This is a genomic window from Fructobacillus cardui, from assembly GCF_963580785.1.
Classification (GTDB): domain Bacteria; phylum Bacillota; class Bacilli; order Lactobacillales; family Lactobacillaceae; genus Fructobacillus; species Fructobacillus cardui.
On sequence record NZ_CAUZLS010000002.1, the window covers coordinates 52,453 to 67,352 of the forward strand.

The 14,900-nt window shown below is 40.5% G+C and carries 24 protein-coding genes; 17 read left to right on the plus strand and 7 right to left on the minus strand.

The genetic code is table 11. The features are described from left to right. Nucleotide 1 precedes the first annotated feature (1 nt). From yihA to AABI20_RS02420, 7 genes are all read left to right on the plus strand, one after another. Nucleotides 2-586 carry a ribosome biogenesis GTP-binding protein YihA/YsxC gene (gene yihA, locus AABI20_RS02390; RefSeq protein ID WP_047975546.1) on the plus strand — a complete coding sequence of 195 codons (585 nt, stop codon included), beginning with the start codon at nt 2-4 and terminating at the stop codon, nt 584-586. Nucleotides 587-659: 73 nt separating this feature from the next. Further along, nucleotides 660-1,181 carry a peptide-methionine (S)-S-oxide reductase MsrA gene (msrA, locus tag AABI20_RS02395; protein ID WP_059393265.1) on the plus strand — a complete coding sequence of 174 codons (522 nt, stop codon included), beginning with the start codon at nt 660-662 and terminating at the stop codon, nt 1,179-1,181. 2 nt (nt 1,182-1,183) lie between these two features. After that, entirely contained in the window at nt 1,184-1,621 is a 438-nt protein-coding gene (gene msrB / locus AABI20_RS02400) for a peptide-methionine (R)-S-oxide reductase MsrB (protein WP_047975548.1), read from the plus strand. Nucleotides 1,622-1,762: 141 nt separating this feature from the next. Then, nucleotides 1,763-2,509 (plus strand): hypothetical protein, encoded by a 747-nt coding sequence (locus AABI20_RS02405; protein WP_338346688.1) that lies wholly within the window; start codon nt 1,763-1,765, stop codon nt 2,507-2,509. A gap of 10 nt (nt 2,510-2,519) precedes the next feature. Continuing rightward, entirely contained in the window at nt 2,520-3,182 is a 663-nt protein-coding gene (locus AABI20_RS02410) for an ATP-binding cassette domain-containing protein (RefSeq protein WP_338346689.1), read from the plus strand. A gap of 252 nt (nt 3,183-3,434) precedes the next feature. Next, complete coding sequence (locus AABI20_RS02415) at nt 3,435-3,845, plus strand: helix-turn-helix transcriptional regulator (protein WP_047975549.1); 411 nt, start codon at nt 3,435-3,437, stop codon at nt 3,843-3,845. 174 nt (nt 3,846-4,019) lie between these two features. Further along, nucleotides 4,020-4,811: a PhzF family phenazine biosynthesis protein gene (locus AABI20_RS02420; RefSeq protein ID WP_047975564.1), complete on the plus strand. Its 792-nt coding sequence runs from the start codon at nt 4,020-4,022 to the stop codon at nt 4,809-4,811. Between the two features lie 228 nt (nt 4,812-5,039). Here AABI20_RS02420 and AABI20_RS02425 read toward each other — a convergent pair whose 3' ends face one another. Together AABI20_RS02425 and AABI20_RS02430 are read right to left on the minus strand one after the other, a co-directional pair. Then, complete coding sequence (locus AABI20_RS02425) at nt 5,040-5,447, minus strand: hypothetical protein (protein WP_338346691.1); 408 nt, start codon at nt 5,445-5,447, stop codon at nt 5,040-5,042. After that, nucleotides 5,444-6,055: a hypothetical protein gene (locus tag AABI20_RS02430; RefSeq protein WP_338345844.1), complete on the minus strand. Its 612-nt coding sequence runs from the start codon at nt 6,053-6,055 to the stop codon at nt 5,444-5,446. The genes AABI20_RS02425 and AABI20_RS02430 overlap by 4 nt, the downstream gene beginning before the upstream one ends. Nucleotides 6,056-6,221: 166 nt before the next feature. On the opposite strand from AABI20_RS02430, the gene AABI20_RS02435 reads away from it, so the two are divergent. Next, a complete protein-coding gene (locus AABI20_RS02435; protein WP_047975552.1) occupies nt 6,222-6,668 on the plus strand; it encodes an ASCH domain-containing protein in 447 nt (148 codons plus the stop codon). Nucleotides 6,669-6,743: 75 nt separating this feature from the next. Here the strand turns inward: AABI20_RS02435 and AABI20_RS02440 are convergent, their stop codons facing one another. The 3 genes from AABI20_RS02440 to AABI20_RS02450 all read right to left on the minus strand — a co-directional run bounded on the left by AABI20_RS02440 (nt 6,744) and on the right by AABI20_RS02450 (nt 8,567). Continuing rightward, nucleotides 6,744-6,989, minus strand: a complete 246-nt coding sequence (locus AABI20_RS02440) for a hypothetical protein (RefSeq protein ID WP_047975553.1) — start codon at nt 6,987-6,989, stop codon at nt 6,744-6,746. A gap of 563 nt (nt 6,990-7,552) precedes the next feature. After that, a complete protein-coding gene (locus AABI20_RS02445; protein ID WP_338346692.1) occupies nt 7,553-8,164 on the minus strand; it encodes a TMEM175 family protein in 612 nt (203 codons plus the stop codon). An 82-nt stretch (nt 8,165-8,246) separates the two neighbouring features. Further along, nucleotides 8,247-8,567 (minus strand): type 2 periplasmic-binding domain-containing protein, encoded by a 321-nt coding sequence (locus AABI20_RS02450; RefSeq protein WP_288846422.1) that lies wholly within the window; start codon nt 8,565-8,567, stop codon nt 8,247-8,249. A gap of 22 nt (nt 8,568-8,589) precedes the next feature. Here AABI20_RS02450 and AABI20_RS02455 point away from each other — a divergent pair, with 22 nt between their 5' ends. The 4 genes from AABI20_RS02455 to AABI20_RS02470 all read left to right on the plus strand — a co-directional run bounded on the left by AABI20_RS02455 (nt 8,590) and on the right by AABI20_RS02470 (nt 9,859). Beyond that, the gene (locus AABI20_RS02455) at nt 8,590-8,934 is read left to right on the plus strand and encodes an EamA family transporter (RefSeq protein WP_288846421.1); all 345 of its coding nucleotides are present in this window, start codon (nt 8,590-8,592) and stop codon (nt 8,932-8,934) included. A gap of 254 nt (nt 8,935-9,188) precedes the next feature. Continuing rightward, nucleotides 9,189-9,383, plus strand: a complete 195-nt coding sequence (locus tag AABI20_RS02460; RefSeq protein WP_047975557.1) for a hypothetical protein — start codon at nt 9,189-9,191, stop codon at nt 9,381-9,383. A 21-nt stretch (nt 9,384-9,404) separates the two neighbouring features. Then, nucleotides 9,405-9,542 carry a hypothetical protein gene (locus tag AABI20_RS02465; protein WP_158531852.1) on the plus strand — a complete coding sequence of 46 codons (138 nt, stop codon included), beginning with the start codon at nt 9,405-9,407 and terminating at the stop codon, nt 9,540-9,542. 95 nt (nt 9,543-9,637) lie between these two features. Beyond that, nucleotides 9,638-9,859: a hypothetical protein gene (locus AABI20_RS02470; protein ID WP_288846419.1), complete on the plus strand. Its 222-nt coding sequence runs from the start codon at nt 9,638-9,640 to the stop codon at nt 9,857-9,859. 43 nt (nt 9,860-9,902) lie between these two features. Here the strand turns inward: AABI20_RS02470 and AABI20_RS02475 are convergent, their stop codons facing one another. Together AABI20_RS02475 and AABI20_RS02480 are read right to left on the minus strand one after the other, a co-directional pair. Continuing rightward, the gene (locus tag AABI20_RS02475; protein ID WP_288846417.1) at nt 9,903-10,343 is read right to left on the minus strand and encodes a DUF3021 domain-containing protein; all 441 of its coding nucleotides are present in this window, start codon (nt 10,341-10,343) and stop codon (nt 9,903-9,905) included. Continuing rightward, nucleotides 10,340-10,783, minus strand: coding sequence for a LytTR family DNA-binding domain-containing protein (locus AABI20_RS02480; protein ID WP_288846416.1), 444 nt, complete (start codon nt 10,781-10,783; stop codon nt 10,340-10,342). Before AABI20_RS02480 ends, AABI20_RS02475 begins: the two co-directional genes overlap by 4 nt. Before the next feature lie 389 nt (nt 10,784-11,172). Here AABI20_RS02480 and pdxS point away from each other — a divergent pair, with 389 nt between their 5' ends. The 5 genes from pdxS to AABI20_RS02505 all read left to right on the plus strand — a co-directional run bounded on the left by pdxS (nt 11,173) and on the right by AABI20_RS02505 (nt 14,896). Further along, on the plus strand, nt 11,173-12,057 hold the full coding sequence (pdxS, locus tag AABI20_RS02485; protein ID WP_047975560.1) for a pyridoxal 5'-phosphate synthase lyase subunit PdxS: 885 nt from the start codon (nt 11,173-11,175) through the stop codon (nt 12,055-12,057). A 24-nt stretch (nt 12,058-12,081) separates the two neighbouring features. Beyond that, nucleotides 12,082-12,633: a pyridoxal 5'-phosphate synthase glutaminase subunit PdxT gene (gene pdxT / locus AABI20_RS02490; RefSeq protein ID WP_338346694.1), complete on the plus strand. Its 552-nt coding sequence runs from the start codon at nt 12,082-12,084 to the stop codon at nt 12,631-12,633. Nucleotides 12,634-12,780: 147 nt separating this feature from the next. Beyond that, a complete protein-coding gene (locus AABI20_RS02495; RefSeq protein ID WP_047975562.1) occupies nt 12,781-13,149 on the plus strand; it encodes a TetR/AcrR family transcriptional regulator in 369 nt (122 codons plus the stop codon). Further along, complete coding sequence (locus tag AABI20_RS02500; protein WP_047975563.1) at nt 13,149-13,496, plus strand: hypothetical protein; 348 nt, start codon at nt 13,149-13,151, stop codon at nt 13,494-13,496. The genes AABI20_RS02495 and AABI20_RS02500 overlap by 1 nt, the downstream gene beginning before the upstream one ends. 284 nt (nt 13,497-13,780) lie before the next feature. Then, nucleotides 13,781-14,896, plus strand: coding sequence for an AAA family ATPase (locus tag AABI20_RS02505; protein WP_082131868.1), 1,116 nt, complete (start codon nt 13,781-13,783; stop codon nt 14,894-14,896). Nucleotides 14,897-14,900: the final 4 nt, after the last annotated feature.

A 14,900-nucleotide genomic window follows, 5' to 3' on the forward strand; every position in this document is an offset into this window, starting at 1 on the left:
TATGGACGTTCATAACGTTGAAATGGTGATGTCAGCGGTCTCACCAAGCCAATATCCTACGGACGGTCGGGCGGAATTTGCCTTGGTCGGTCGGTCAAATGTCGGCAAGTCATCATTGACGAACACCCTGATTAATCGTAAAAATTTTGCCCGAACTTCCGGTCAGCCTGGAAAAACTCAAACACTGAACTTTTATGATGTGGAGGGAAAGCTCTACTTCGTTGACGTTCCTGGTTATGGCTATGCAAAGGTTTCCAAAAAGAAGCGTGAAGCCTTTGGTCAAATGATTGAGACCTACATTAGTTCTCGGAAGCAGCTTCGTGGTGTGATTTCTTTGGTTGATGCGCGCCATAAGCCAAGCGAAGAGGACATCATGATGTACAATTGGTTGGCGTATTACAATATTCCGGTTCTCTTGGTCGCAACTAAGTCTGATAAGATTGCCCGTGGAAAATTAAACCAATCTGAATCAATTATCAAAAAAGCAGTTGATTTTGATGATGAAAATTCTGATTTCCAATTTTTCTCTTCCGTTACTAAATCAGGAAAAAATGAAGTTTGGCAATGGATTGAAGACCGACTTTAAATTTATAAAAATACAACTATACCATTGACTATTTTTCGTTACTGTTTACAATGTTATGTAGGAGGTAATTGCAATGTCACAAGATACAGCAATTTTTGCTGGAGGATGTTTTTGGTGCATGGTCGAGCCATTTGACTCGTTGCCAGGAATCGAAAAGGTTCGTTCCGGCTACACTGGTGGCCACGTGGCAAACCCAACCTACGAGGAAGTTTGCTCCCATACTACCGGACATACCGAAGCAGTAAAGATTTGGTTTGACCCTGACAAGTTCTCTTACAAGGATTTGGTTGAACTTTATTGGCAAGTAGCTGACCCAACTGATGCAACTGGACAATTTGCTGATCGTGGTGATTCATACCGCCCAGTAATTTTTGTTAACTCACCTGAGCAGCGCCAAATTGCCGAGGAGTCAAAGAAGGAGTTGAACGAATCAGGTCGATTCGACAAGCCAATCTTGACGTCAATCGAGGATGCTAAGCCATTTTATGAGGCCGAGGAATACCACCAAGACTTCTATAAAAAGGACCCATTGCGTGAAGCAGCAATGATGGCCCCTCGACACGATTATCAAGCAAAGTATTGGGGGGACAAGTAGTCATGGCAAAGTATGATCAAGAAGAATTAAAGCAACGCTTAACACCTGAACAGTACGATGTGACGCAAAATGCTGCTACTGAACGTGCTTTTACTGGTAAGTACGACCAGTGGTGGAACGACGGCATCTTTGTTGATGTCGTTTCCGGTGAACCACTTTTTTCATCAACCGACAAGTATGATTCTGGTTGTGGTTGGCCATCCTTTACCAAGGGAATTGATGATGTTGATTTGAAAGAATCAACTGATAATTCCTTGGGCATGACGCGGACGGAAGTTCGCTCTGGGGAAGCTGACTCACACCTTGGCCACGTCTTTAATGACGGACCAGCTGAACAAGGCGGATTGCGCTACTGCATCAATTCTGCAGCCTTGCGCTTTGTTCCAAAGGAAGACTTGGAAAAAGAAGGCTATGGTAAGTATTCTTACCTGTTTAATTAAATCAGTTTGACAGAAAAACGCTGCCCTTAGGGGCGGCGTTTTTTTAGAATGAATATTAATAATTTCCTTTTCAAATATTATATGATAATATAATGATATTAATATTAGATGATTATCATTATAATTATTGGGAGAAAAGGGATGATAAAGAAAATAAAGGCTTTGATTTTCTTTCAAATTAAAGTTGCGCTTGATAACAAGATAGACTTAGTTTATTCATTTTTTATGCCACTGGCGTATTTATTAGTAAACACTATGTCGAACAGCCATCGACAAATTAGTTCGGCAAATCAGTTATCTGATTTATTACCGTTTGTCGGTTATATGGTTGTTACCGGAGTACTTAATGGTTGGGTAATGAATACGCTCATTAGTAGAGAGCGTAATTTCTTAAAAACTTTTACTTCAATTGTTGGTAATAAATTATATATTTTTGCTGCTAATTTTGTAGTCAATTTATTTTCGAACCTCTTGCAAGTTTTAGCTATTGTGGCTATTTATCAAGGAATCACTCATTCAATTAATAGTTTGGTTATTCTGATTTTACTGACCACTGCTGTCGTAATGGATATCATTGTTTCTTTAGCTTCAACAATTATTTTAATTAGTCGGATGAAGCTTTCCAGTATTCCAATGATTTTAACAACTTATATTATTGTTGGTTTGGCATTATCAGGCCTGCAGACCAACAATTTTCTCCTTCATATCTTATTAAACATGGTTAGTATGTACACACTAACAATTGATGTTGGTAGTCTAATTTATCATCAAGGCAATTTATCCATAGTTACTGTGATGCCTGTTTTGTTACCAATAATTGTTATCGCTATTGTGGGTCTGATTTTGGTTAAGAAAGTTCCAGTATCCTCAATTCATGTACGAGGTTAAAGGGGAGATAATGAAAGTAGAAAAATGTGATATTTATGCTGGTGAGCGATTATTAATTAGACAGGGATCCTTTGTAGTTGATTCGAATCGGTTAAATTTATTAATAGGTAATAATGGAGTTGGCAAAACAGTTATTCTGGATAAAATATCTAATTTGGATAGAAATCGACCGGCGGAATTTATTGGCTTTCCGGATGCCAAAGATATTATCTATCAAACTCAAGGTGCAAGCTTTATTGATGAAGTGACTGTTTTAACAACGTTAAAATTATTTGGAGAAATGGCTGGCGTTGACCTGGTAAATCATTTGAATTTACCTGAAATCATTTCTAAAAATATGGAAGCACGATTTGGTAATTTGTCGGGAGGCGAACGGCGATTTATTATCATTTGGGCTTCGTTACAGGTACCACGAAAACTCTATTTGTTTGATGAACCATTCGCTAATTTAGACCCCTATCACGTATCTCAATTAATGAAATTATTCTATTCAGAATTAGCAACAGGGAAAACCATTTTATTAACAACTCATCAATTTGAAGAGTTAATTCCGGATCGAACGCACATAACGCATATTGCCCATCAAAGAGTTGACTTTGATGGCACAATGACAGACTTTATGATGCATCATGGAGACGATCTACAGAATGTTTTGAAAGAAATTGCATCATAAAAATTAATCAAAGTTGATCATAACGTTCTTACTCGTTTGACAGAAAAACGCTACCCTGAGGGGCGGCGTTTTTTTGATGAACATGGAGAACCTTTTTGTGCTCAATTAACGGCAAAAGCCTTTCATATGAAGGGTTGCGCTTGGTAATTGACGAGGTGCCCGTTAAAATTGCGCAAATCCTAATCGCTTTTGCTAGTGCTTTCTTGGTAAATTAGTATACTGAAGTTAATGGAAATGAAAGAGAGAGACGCAATGGAATTTACCTTTAACGAGAACTTACTATCTTTAAGAAAAGAACATAATTTATCTCAAGAAAGCTTAGCAAACGAATTGTATGTCACCAGACAAACAATTTCAAAGTGGGAAACTGGTGAGGTCACACCTGATTTGGCTAAGATTCAATCAGTTGCTGATTACTTTCAGGTTCCGGTTGAAGAGGTTCTATTTGGCCAGCAACAATCATCAACGTTAACCGGCGCAGTGAAAGACCGTGCCAAAAAGTTTTTTGAGGAAGATGAAGCTGACAAAGACTGGCACGAAAACCATCGTTGGCGCGAGTGGCAATATCGGCCGATTAATAATGGTTGGGAGTTTTTGGCACGCTATTATTGGATTTTATTTGCTTTAGTCGGGATGATTGGCTGGTTTGTAAGCAAAAAATAAAAGATATGGATATCTGTTTTTAGGTTAAGTGACGGAAAGGCTTGGATGTCAGGAGTTCGAACACATAATTAATTGATGTCAGGAAAGCTGAGGTGATGTCTGTTAAATCAATTTGACCGTGGTAGAATGGTGCAAATTAAAGAAATTTTAATTGTGTTTGGAAAGGAAGCAACCATGGTAAAAAGTTATGTTGTCGACGCGTTTGCAAGTGAGATTTTTAAGGGTAATCCGGCGGCAGTCCTCTTCGTTGATCATTTCCCAAGTGATGAAATGATGCAAAATATTGCAATGGAAAATAAGCTTTCTGAAACAGCTTTTGCTGTTAAAAAAGATGACAACCACTATGATTTACGGTGGTTCTCACCAGCCGGTGAGATTGACCTTTGTGGTCATGCTACCTTGGCTACCGGTTTCTTAGTCTTTCAAAAGGCGGCTCCAAAAGATGAAGAGTCAGTGGTTTTCAACACCATGAGTGGTGATTTGACGGTCACAAAGAAGGGTGACCTGTATGAGATGGACTTCCCAACTTACGATTTGAAGGCAATTCCTGTAACTGAAGCCATGACGGAAGCCTACGGTGCCCGACCAGATGCTGCCTATCTTGGACGTGATTTGGTCTGTGTTTTCCCACAAGGAACAGCAATTGCTGCAATGAATCCTGATATAGAAAAGCTGAAAAAATTAGATGGGATGGCCCAACATGCTACAGCCATCGTGGATGATGAATATGATTGTGTATCACGGTCATTTGCGCCTAAGTTAGGGATTAACGAAGATCCTGTCTGTGGTAGCGGTCACTGTCATATCGCCCCATACTGGTCAGAACGACTAGGTAAGCACCAATTGACTGCTTACCAGGCTTCACCACGGTCAGGCGTCCTTCACTGCGATTATGAGGGTAAGCGGACTAAGCTAAGCGGCGAGGCAGTTCTTTATTCTGAAAATGAAGTGAACTTAGCGATTTAAAAATAGCTCATCGAAGCCAATTTTATTAGGTGTACGGGAAAATATTCCGTGCATCTTTTTTAGTGGGTATGATTAAGTCGAAAGTATGATATCAGGGGCAGGGGCTATTGTCTCGTTCGATTGTGGCCAATTAATTTATCATTTTGGTTTTGTTAGTTCTCTGTTTAGACGTAAAAATAGCGTTTCAGTAATTTTTAGTTGTGTGACAACTGCTAATTTATCATTGGCTTACCTAGTTAACGTCCACAGGTCATGAATGAGTTTTGAAGTATCGGCGAAGGCATAGCGGTAAATGATGACCAGAAGGCCGATGAGGTTGGTAAAGAGGCCGGTAATCAGGTAACTTTGCACCTTAATGGCAACAATGTCCGCTAAAAAGATGGTAATGCCTAGAATGGCGACCGTCACTAGTGCAAAGTAAAGACTAATGGAAATGATTAGCCAACGGCGAATGGCGGCTTTTGATTTAAGTTCCTTCACTAACTGTCCCTGGATGGCCGAAGCGGTGCCATTGTTAATAACGTGGCTGCGCAAGGATTCCGCTTGATCTTGTGCAAACAGAGTCTGGTCGTCAAAGGGGACGACCACTGGGGTAATAATTTTTTCCTTTAATTTACTTTTCTTACTTTGGGTCATTTGCTTTGGGAAACCTCCTGGATTAAAGTTGTTAGACGATTGCGAGCAATATGATCATTGATAAAGTAGATTAATGAGAATTTTTGGATTAATCGGGCCATGGATAAAGTTTGCCAATCGAGATCTTGTAGGATTGGCTGGGCGGTAGCATCAGGGACTAAGAAATATTCTGCAAATAAATCAGCTTCTGCTTCGGTTGGATTGCTTGTCGAGAGTTGGCAGGAACCATCCGAAAAGGGATAATCTAAAATATCAATGTCGTCGACTTGGTTAGACTCTTGACGAACCCGTTCAATCACCTGAGGATTATCTTGGTTAACCTGGTAATCCCATCCTAAAATGAGTTGGCCAAGTTCCTTTGCAAGCATGTAAATCCAGTCGCGGTGGTTTAAGGCATTTTCAACGACAATCTGTGGCTGATCTTTGTCCATGTTATACAGGGTGTAAGCAGTGGCCGCTAAATCTGATAAATCGGCATTGATTACGGCTAGGCCAGCTGATTTAAAATAGGTAGCAAGATTTTCATTGTCGACGTTTGGGCCCATGATTGTTTGATGGGCTTTCTCGGCACTTTTTTTGATTTCGATTTGGCGCTTGTAACTAAGCATTGGCATCCTCCTCTAATTTTTCGTCATTATTGTAGCATTGAAGGAAGGGATACTTTTAGGCTAGTCCTAGGTGCCATCATTGATCTTTTGGGGACAACGGGCCGGTTTTTTCTGGTACAATGAGGACAAGAATGTTTAAATTTTAAGATTAGAAGAGGGACGGCAAATGACGCCAGCAGCATTTTTTCAACAGGCTAAAGACGATGGCGTGATTCCGTTGGGGGCCGAATTGCAATCTAGTTTTCAATTTGGTGTCGCAGCTAATGAACTCGCCCAGTTAGTCCTTAAAGGCGTTAAGACTGCCACTGCGAGTGCGTATGATTTGTACGAAGCAGAAGAGCCCTTACCTGCTTTTGGTGCCTACGATGTTATTTTGGATGAGCAAAATCAACCTGTTGGCATTATTAAAAACGATGCGGTCACAATTGAACAGTACCTAGATGTTAACGCTCAACATGCCTATGAAGAGGGCGAGGGGGACCGCTCATTAGCCTATTGGCGCCATGTACACCATGATTTTTTCACTGCCGCCTACCACGAAGAGGGCAAAGTGTTTCGAGAAAATCAGGCACAAATTGTCCTGGAAAAATTTCACTTAGTTTATCCACAATAAAAAGGTCGAAACAAGATTGTTTCGACCTTTTTGTCTGCTATTTGGCAGAATTAAGATTATTCTGATTTGGAATATTTAATAAATTGATGTTGTGTGGTTGGCAGTTGCCATGAGGGTAATATTGCCTGCTAACAAAAGTGTGACAAAGGCAATTAGGTTATCGCTTTTGAAAACGAATAAAAAGCAGATTACAAAAATTATGGAGTAGGCAAAGGGGATGATAAATTGCACCCAGGTATTTAAACTAAATTTGACGATAATCGCCTGTGCTAAAATTACGAGCATTGAAACAAAGATAAATGCGGACTTTTCACTTGCCATTTTAATTCTCCCCTAATTGTCATAAGACACTATTCTATACTTCTCTAGAAGTAATTGTATCATTTAATTTCATATTTTTCTAATAAAAAGAAATTAAAAGGCACTTGTTTATTATTTTTTAATATTTATTGAGGAAAATTTGCTATTAAGCGATAAAATTTTTGAATTTATCATTTCATTTCTAATTTTTTCTGGTATGCTGTCCTTAGAAAAAGTTTCACCCGAGACTTTGAGCAGGTGGGCAGACCCCCGGGGAGAAAGCAGATGCAGACACTCGTCATGCACTATCGTCGAACTTTTGCGACCTTCTTTGTCGCAGTTTTGGAATTTTTTTTTCGTTTTTATTGGGTCTTTGATTTCACCTGGAGAGCCGATATCCTATTGGGTATCGCTCTACTTGGGATTAGCTGTGATTACCGTCCTGTCGATGTTAGTTGACTGGGGTGTTAAAAAGTGTCGGAAAAAGTAAAATTTTATAAATAAGAATTAGTCTCGTAGTGATATGAACCCTGAAATTAGGGGTTCATATCAAGTTATGCGAGGCTGATTTTTTTAATGGTGTTTTATCGATTAAGAGAGCGTTGTCGATCAATATCAACGTTGGTTCGACCGGCAATAAAGAGAATTTTCCAAACCATGATGACCAGTTGAAACTGTGGGGAAAAAATGAGAATCAGCAACCAGGCCAGACCCTGAGAAATAATGGCAAACGGGTTGGTTAAGTAACGGACAATCCGCATTTGGCGAAGATCCTCTGCCTCTTGCAGCCTTCCTAATTTTTGATTATCCAGGATAGCTGTGAAGACCAGTAGTAAAAAGGCTGCAGTCCACACCAGGAAGACTAGGCCGTAAAAAATTTCTGGCCCACGAGCTGAAAGGTCTTGACCAATCCAAGCCGTTGCTAGCGGTAAAAAGGAAGTGGTGAAGAGCCAGAGGGCATTGATAACGAAGAGCTTGTGAGTCACCCGGTGAATTTTGCTGGCGATATAGAGATGGTTGTACCAGGCTTCCCCTAGGAAAAGCCAGCCAATGCTATAAGAAATAAAGTAGGGAAACTGTTTTAAAATGGCTGTGATATTGCTGGAATTTGGTACCTTAAATTCCAAAATCATGATGGTAAAAATAATGACCAAAATTCCATCGGTAAATCCTTCAAATCGTGACTTTGTTACCATAAACATAACCTCTCAAAAACTGATTTATTATAGGCCAGTATAGACTTTTTGACTCCTAGACAATAGAGGGGAGTCCGCTCGATTACAGGGCGTCCCGATGGGTTTGAACAAACTTGGCGAAATTTTTAGCGCCATTGGTCAGCAGACCGTCATTTTTTTGTAACAGGTTAATGGATCGGCTGATGGCGGGGATCATATCGAATGATTTAATCTGGTAGAGTGCTTCGGTTTCTTCATCCATTGGCATAATGCTGTAGCCTAGGCCTTGTTCGACCATTAGGATGGTTGAAAAGCTATCGTGTAGTCGTAGTTTCATCTTGGGTTCAATCCTAATCTTTTGGAACTCCGAGACTGATTCACTAAAGAGACCTTCTTCGAGGAGGATATAGTCGTAGTTTGTCAAATCAGCGAGGGGGATGGGCTGATTGTCTGGTGTTGGTCAGGTAGCCTATAGCTTACTGCCAAAGCCCTTGTTGAAAGAATATCCAACGACTGTAGTTGTTGGTTGGGGGATGCTTTTGGGTAGTTTGCCATTGTTACCGGCCAGCCTCCGTGATCATTTGTTTTATCAATTAATAAATTGGCAGTTGGCGAACGTACTCTTTATCGTTGTTGTTGGCACTGTTGTAGCCTGCCTGTGCTATATTAATAGCCTGAAGTTCCTATCAGCCACGATTGCACAGATTCTGGGATTGTTTGAACCACTGACGGCAGCTTTGTTTTCAGTCCTTTTTCTCGGACAAAATCTTGTCCTGGTTGAAGTACTTTGAATCTTTTTAATCGTGATCGTGGTTTTGCTGCAAAAACCTCAACAAAGTGCGCATGCTTCTTAAATAATGTAAAATCAGCCGTGTTTTAGTGGCTGATTTTTTATTTGGGTTTGCTAAAGCTGGTGGGTCGAGCGGGATTGATTTTTCATGAACTTAGCAGGAAAAAACCAATACTAGAATCTTTTTAACATTTGTCTTTAAAATTTGTCATGATAGTATTATAATCGTAATATATTGAAAAGGGGGAATTAAGGATGGCAACATTACGTGATGGTTCAAAAGAGAACCGCGAATCTTTTGAAGAGGAAAAGAATAAGCAAGCTCAAGAACACGCCGCTGAAGCCCATGAAGAGAAGGCAAATACCCGTGTTGAAGATGCTAAGCATAAGGATGCTCGCTACGACAACGAGGAATTCGAGAACGAAAAGAAAGAATTCGAAGGTCAATAAGCATAATCGGGGGAAATCGTTATGGAAAAAAAGCATGAATTTGAAGCGGCAGATGCTCGCGAAGTTGAAGATGCTAAGCGCCAAGATGAACGCCTAGAAAAGCAATCAGAGTTCGTTAAGTCATCGCACGAAAGTCGTGAGAAGGCTGATGAAAAATGAGTTAAAACGCCTGTATGGGCGTTTTTTTTATTGTTCTTTTGTAAAAATATTGCTGGTTCGCTACAATGAATTGGAAAGAAAAGGAATAATTTAACATGAAAAATAAAATAACTGATCTCACCATTCTTTATCCACGAACAGTTGCAATCGTTCTGGTGACCGTTCTCAATATTATTTATATTTTATTAGTGAACTTATTTTCGCCCGGTCAATCTTTGCTTGGCTGGCTGAATAGTTTGGTCGTTAATGTGGCTGGTTTTGCGGTACTAATGGTCCTCAGCTGGTTATGGGCGAAGTTTGTTAATCGAAAAAAATAAAGGAGTTGCTCTTAATGAGCAACTCCTTTATTGGGTAATGGGCTTAATGGAGTTTTTTGTTTAGTTCATGAACTAATTTTTTCGCTTGGGCCATGGAAATTAGCCAGATAATCAGATAAATCAGTAGATAAATCAGTGTGTAAAAGGCCACCCATGGAAGTGAGAGGGGGAACCAGCCTGCTAAAATAGCTAAAATCGTGAATCCACCATAGGTTAACGAAAAGTGTTCGATTGTTCGACGGGTAATACTAAGACGGTCATTTTGAAAAATGGTACTGGAAAGCGCAAAGAGGATGCCCATGAGCCCCCAAAGAACGATGGAACATACTAAAGCAGTGAGTGGCCGGCGAAAGTGACCGGTGAAGGTTGGCCCGGAGGCAATTAAGTTGGGGAGTTGGTAGGCATATGAGAAAGAAACAGCCGACAAAAGGCCAATATTAATTCCTAAACTAGCGCCTAATAAAATTCTTTTGAAGATTTTCATGACAGATTCTCCTTTTTGATGCGTCGCATGTACCGCCTTGAAGCAAAAGTAGTTTGACCATCTCGTAAGATAACTTCATAGGCGCCCGTTTTACTAAGTTGAAAGCGTTGAATGAAGTGACGATTAATGATTTCGGATTGAGAAATTTGAATAAATAAGTTTTCTGGTAAAAAGTCGGCTAGCTCATAAATTCGTTTTTGCGTTTTATAGCGCTGACCGTTGACTTGGCAATAAACCGCATGCGCTTCCGTGTAAAAACGGTCGATGCTGGGCAGTTCAATTTGTTGGTAATCCTCTTGATCTTTGACGAAGAGGCTACTGTGATTGATAACGCTTTGAATTTCGTGCTCTAGGTAGACAATTTCGGCCGTTTTCTGCTTAGCGAAAATAACGATATTGGGTGTCTGAGTATTTTGATCAATTTTGGTGGATACTTTCATTGCTTTTTCCTTTTGACACGGTTTTGTTAAATTCACTGTAAAACAAATCAAGGAAAAAAGGGGAAAGATTTTATTATTCGGTCTTTATTGCTGGAAAAGCGGTTAAAAATAGAAAGGGAGCAATTAATTTTTACATAAAAAATAATTATTCCAATTTAAATCATGGATTTTAATCGGCTTTTGACTGCTCCTGGTCAGTTTTTTAATCTTTTTGCCATTTTTAAAGAACTGAATGTTTCCATATTGCTTAAATGAAAGTGTAATGAGAATAACATTAAGATTAATTTCCGTTATGGTATAATCATTCTATCCAAAAGTTCGGTTTTATTGATTTTGGAAATTTATTTTTTAATTATTTTATTAGAATAGATTGTGGAGGATGTATTGTCATGAAGGAAACTGGATCAACAACAGTCAAGCGTGGTATGGCGCAGATGCAAAAGGGTGGGGTCATCATGGATGTCGCCAACGTTGAACAGGCAAAGATTGCAGAAGAAGCCGGCGCTGTTGCTGTGATGGCCTTGGAACGAGTACCATCAGATATTCGTGCTGCTGGGGGAGTTGCGCGGATGTCTGATCCAGCGATGATTGAAGAAATCATGGCTGCTGTTTCAATCCCTGTAATGGCCAAGGCTCGCATCGGTCATATTGCCGAAGCACACGTTTTGGAAAGTATCGGTGTGGACTACATCGATGAAAGTGAAGTGTTGACGCCAGCTGATGACAACTTCCACATTGCTAAGAATGAATTTACAGTGCCATTTGTTTGTGGTTGCCGTGACCTTGGGGAAGCATTGCGTCGAATCGGTGAAGGTGCTTCAATGTTGCGGACGAAGGGGGAACCCGGTACGGGGGATGTTGTGGAAGCTGTTCGCCACATGCAAAAGGTTAACGAACAAATTCGCCACATTCAAAACGAAAAGCCTGAACATTTGATGGCCATCGCTCGTGACTTGCGGGCACCATTGGACTTGGTTCAAGAAATCCATGAAATTGGCAAGTTGCCAGTGGTTAACTTTGCTGCCGGTGGGATTTCAACGCCAGCTGATGCTGCTTTGATGATGAACCTTGGTGCTGATGGGGTCTTTGTTGGTTCTGGTATTTTCAAATCAGAAAACCCAGCTAAGTTTGCCAAGGCAATTGTGACCGCGACGGCGAACCCAACTGACTACCACTTGATTGCCGAAGTTTCAAAGAACTTGGGTGCCCCAATGAAGGGAATCGATACGGCAACTTTGCACGACGAAGACAAGATGGCTCCTCGCGGAATCTAATTGATTGAAAAAAGGAGCAAGCAAATGGTAATTGGTGTTTTAGATTTACAAGGCGCTGTTGACGAGCATATCCAAATGCTTTCCCAGTGTGGTGTGACAGGGAAAAAGGTACTCTCAGAGGAAGGCTTAAATCAGGTCGATGGTTTGATTATTCCTGGTGGCGAGAGTACGGCAATTATGAACCTATTGCTCAAGTTTGATTTGTTAAAGCCCCTTCAGGAGAAGGTGGCAGCAGGATTGCCAATCTTTGGAACTTGTGCTGGTTTGGTACTCTTATCCCGTTCGGATGCTTTGGCTGGTATTGAAGGCAAAGTAGAACGGAACGGTTTTGGCCGACAAAAGGATAGCTTCCAAGCTGATATCGATGTGGCTGGTTTTGACCAACCATTTCCCGGCATCTTCATCCGTGCTCCTTATTTGAAGCAGGTAGCAGATGATGTTGAAGTATTGGCAAAGATTGACGATGACCGGATTATTGCCGTTAAGCATGGCAAGATTTTGGCAACGTCCTTCCATCCAGAATTGTCTGATGATACTCGGATGCACCAACTTTTCTTGGACATGGTCAGCGCATAAATCTGATTGGAATAGACAAACGATACAATGAATTTAAAAGATAGCAAGGGCGTACATGCCATTACTGTCTTTTTTAGTGTGGAAATTAAACTTTAAAATCAGTAAATATTTTTGACTGTGTAGTCAAAAAAGAGTTATAATACAGCCATGGGACGAAATAAAAAATTTGATACGGTTGAAACAATAGGACAAATACAGCAAGTATTTATTCAAAAGGGTTATAATGCGACTTCTCTGGATGACTTAGTGCAAGCGACGGGGTTACTGCGTGGTAGTTTATACAGTACCTTTGGTAGTAAGGAGGGGATGTTCATTGCGGCTCTATCAGATAGTCTTGAAAAAGAAAGTGAGGAAAGCTGGCACTTAATTTTGATTGCAATGACTGAACTTACTAATCAAAGTAAGCGAGTTTTTGAAATCATAAATCAGTGGTATCATCATCAGTCTTATCAAACGGTTACGGAAAAACTAGGTCAAATTGTATTAAAAGAGAGCGGAATAACGGAGGTGAAATGATGGGAAATCGCGTTTATATTCAACAGAATCAGCTCGTGGTAGAGCCAGTGGGATTGAATAAGTTGACAACCCTTAAAACACATCTAATTTTTCCCATTACCCATGTCGCCGGTGCGTCATTAGACAGTGGTATTTTAGCGGATCCTAAGGGATTACGTGTGGGCGGAACGCACACTGCCAATTATTGGGGTGGAAGTTTTCATCAAAATAATGAAACTACTTTTTATAATGTTAAGGCTAACGAGATACCCGTAGTTATTCAATTGCAGAATGAAAAGTATAATCGTTTAGTTTTAGGCGTAAAAAATCCTAAACAGCTAGTTCAATCGATTAATAATCAACTGTAATGTTTTTAGCTAGCAGTAGGCATTGATACTAAGAATCAGGCATATCAAGTTTCTTGACTCTTTTCTTTATTAAAAAGTGGTGGTTTTTTTCTATCAAAATTTCTGAAGGGTTTTGGTTTTGTGGCTATAATTACCATTAAGATAATGTTCATGATGTGTTTATAGCGACTAAACGTAAATTGCCTTTCAACAACCCCCTTGACTATCTTTGGTATAATAGAAGTAATATGCACTGGCTGATTTTTCCAGTGAAGTGTTTGATAAGATAGATGTTAGGAAGACTGATGGTCAAGAAAAACTTAGTCAAAGCAAACTTAACAGGTGACCGAATTGGGGTCTTTTTTGGAACCTTGGCACCGATGCACATTGGGCACCAGGCCGAAATTTATAAGGCCGCAGCCCTGAATGATGGGGTCGTTGTGATTACTTCGGGGTACACAGGCGACCGTGGCGATCAAATTGGTTTGCCGGTTGAAAAGCGGTTCCGTTACCTCCGGGAGGCCTTCAATGATGAAGACAACATCAAGGTTGATTATATCAATGAAGATGATATTCCTCAGATGCCGAACGGTTGGCAGGAGTGGACAGACCGGTTGACGGCGACGATTCGACGAAATATTGTCAACCCTGAGGCGCAGATTACGCTATATACAGGTGAAGCAGACTATAAGGAAATGCTGGAAAAGATGTTGCCAAAAGATGGTCATTTCCGTGTCTCATTAATGGACCGCACCATTTTAAAGGTATCGGCAACAGCTGTTCGTAATGATCCCTTGGGGAACTGGGACTTTATTAACCGTGTTTTCCGCCGCCATTTTGCTAAAAAGATTTTGGTCGTTGGGGCACCGCAAACAGGTAAATCAACTTTAACCAGGCGTTTAGCCCGAACATCCAACTCACCTTTTTCGGTAGAGTTTTCACGAACTTACCAGGAAAAATCAAATGTCTTTGATAGTGAACTACTTTTAAAGGATTATTCGCGGATTATTCAAGGCCAGTATGATGCCAATTCGGCCGAGATCAACTCACCGGCTAATAACGGCTTGACCTTCTTCGATACGGATGCGATGGTGACCATGGCGGAAGCTAGGGAGTGGTTACCAAAAGATGACTTGGCTCAATTGTTACCACTATTTGATAATACAATTCAAGAAGAAGAACTCGATTTGATTTTGGTTATTCCACCAGCAGTGGCTGTTTTAAACGGCGCAGATCCAATTGAAAGTGCCCAATTTGATCGCCACCTTTGGCAGGTGATTGCCGACTATGGCTATGATGATTTGGCAGTGGCTTTGGATCGGCCGGGTGGACCCGATGACCCAGCGGGTTACTATGCCCGGTATATGCAGGCTTTGGAAATTATTGAAGATAAAGTTGGCATTAATTTAACCAAGGTTTAAGATA

Bases quoted from the DNA above. Each gene is read 5' to 3' on its own strand.
- yihA (WP_047975546.1), top strand. From the start codon at position 2: ATGGACGTTCATAACGTTGAAATGGTGATGTCAGCGGTCTCACCAAGC.
- msrA (WP_059393265.1), top strand. From the start codon at position 660: ATGTCACAAGATACAGCAATTTTTGCTGGAGGATGTTTTTGGTGCATG.
- msrB (WP_047975548.1), top strand. From the start codon at position 1,184: ATGGCAAAGTATGATCAAGAAGAATTAAAGCAACGCTTAACACCTGAA.
- AABI20_RS02405 (WP_338346688.1), top strand. From the start codon at position 1,763: ATGATAAAGAAAATAAAGGCTTTGATTTTCTTTCAAATTAAAGTTGCG.
- AABI20_RS02410 (WP_338346689.1), top strand. From the start codon at position 2,520: ATGAAAGTAGAAAAATGTGATATTTATGCTGGTGAGCGATTATTAATT.
- AABI20_RS02415 (WP_047975549.1), top strand. From the start codon at position 3,435: ATGGAATTTACCTTTAACGAGAACTTACTATCTTTAAGAAAAGAACAT.
- AABI20_RS02420 (WP_047975564.1), top strand. From the start codon at position 4,020: ATGGTAAAAAGTTATGTTGTCGACGCGTTTGCAAGTGAGATTTTTAAG.
- AABI20_RS02425 (WP_338346691.1), bottom strand. From the start codon at position 5,447: ATGACCCAAAGTAAGAAAAGTAAATTAAAGGAAAAAATTATTACCCCA.
- AABI20_RS02430 (WP_338345844.1), bottom strand. From the start codon at position 6,055: ATGCTTAGTTACAAGCGCCAAATCGAAATCAAAAAAAGTGCCGAGAAA.
- AABI20_RS02435 (WP_047975552.1), top strand. From the start codon at position 6,222: ATGACGCCAGCAGCATTTTTTCAACAGGCTAAAGACGATGGCGTGATT.
- AABI20_RS02440 (WP_047975553.1), bottom strand. From the start codon at position 6,989: ATGGCAAGTGAAAAGTCCGCATTTATCTTTGTTTCAATGCTCGTAATT.
- AABI20_RS02445 (WP_338346692.1), bottom strand. From the start codon at position 8,164: ATGGTAACAAAGTCACGATTTGAAGGATTTACCGATGGAATTTTGGTC.
- AABI20_RS02460 (WP_047975557.1), top strand. From the start codon at position 9,189: ATGGCAACATTACGTGATGGTTCAAAAGAGAACCGCGAATCTTTTGAA.
- AABI20_RS02465 (WP_158531852.1), top strand. From the start codon at position 9,405: ATGGAAAAAAAGCATGAATTTGAAGCGGCAGATGCTCGCGAAGTTGAA.
- AABI20_RS02470 (WP_288846419.1), top strand. From the start codon at position 9,638: ATGAAAAATAAAATAACTGATCTCACCATTCTTTATCCACGAACAGTT.
- AABI20_RS02475 (WP_288846417.1), bottom strand. From the start codon at position 10,343: ATGAAAATCTTCAAAAGAATTTTATTAGGCGCTAGTTTAGGAATTAAT.
- AABI20_RS02480 (WP_288846416.1), bottom strand. From the start codon at position 10,783: ATGAAAGTATCCACCAAAATTGATCAAAATACTCAGACACCCAATATC.
- pdxS (WP_047975560.1), top strand. From the start codon at position 11,173: ATGAAGGAAACTGGATCAACAACAGTCAAGCGTGGTATGGCGCAGATG.
- pdxT (WP_338346694.1), top strand. From the start codon at position 12,082: ATGGTAATTGGTGTTTTAGATTTACAAGGCGCTGTTGACGAGCATATC.
- AABI20_RS02495 (WP_047975562.1), top strand. From the start codon at position 12,781: ATGGGACGAAATAAAAAATTTGATACGGTTGAAACAATAGGACAAATA.
- AABI20_RS02500 (WP_047975563.1), top strand. From the start codon at position 13,149: ATGGGAAATCGCGTTTATATTCAACAGAATCAGCTCGTGGTAGAGCCA.
- AABI20_RS02505 (WP_082131868.1), top strand. From the start codon at position 13,781: ATGGTCAAGAAAAACTTAGTCAAAGCAAACTTAACAGGTGACCGAATT.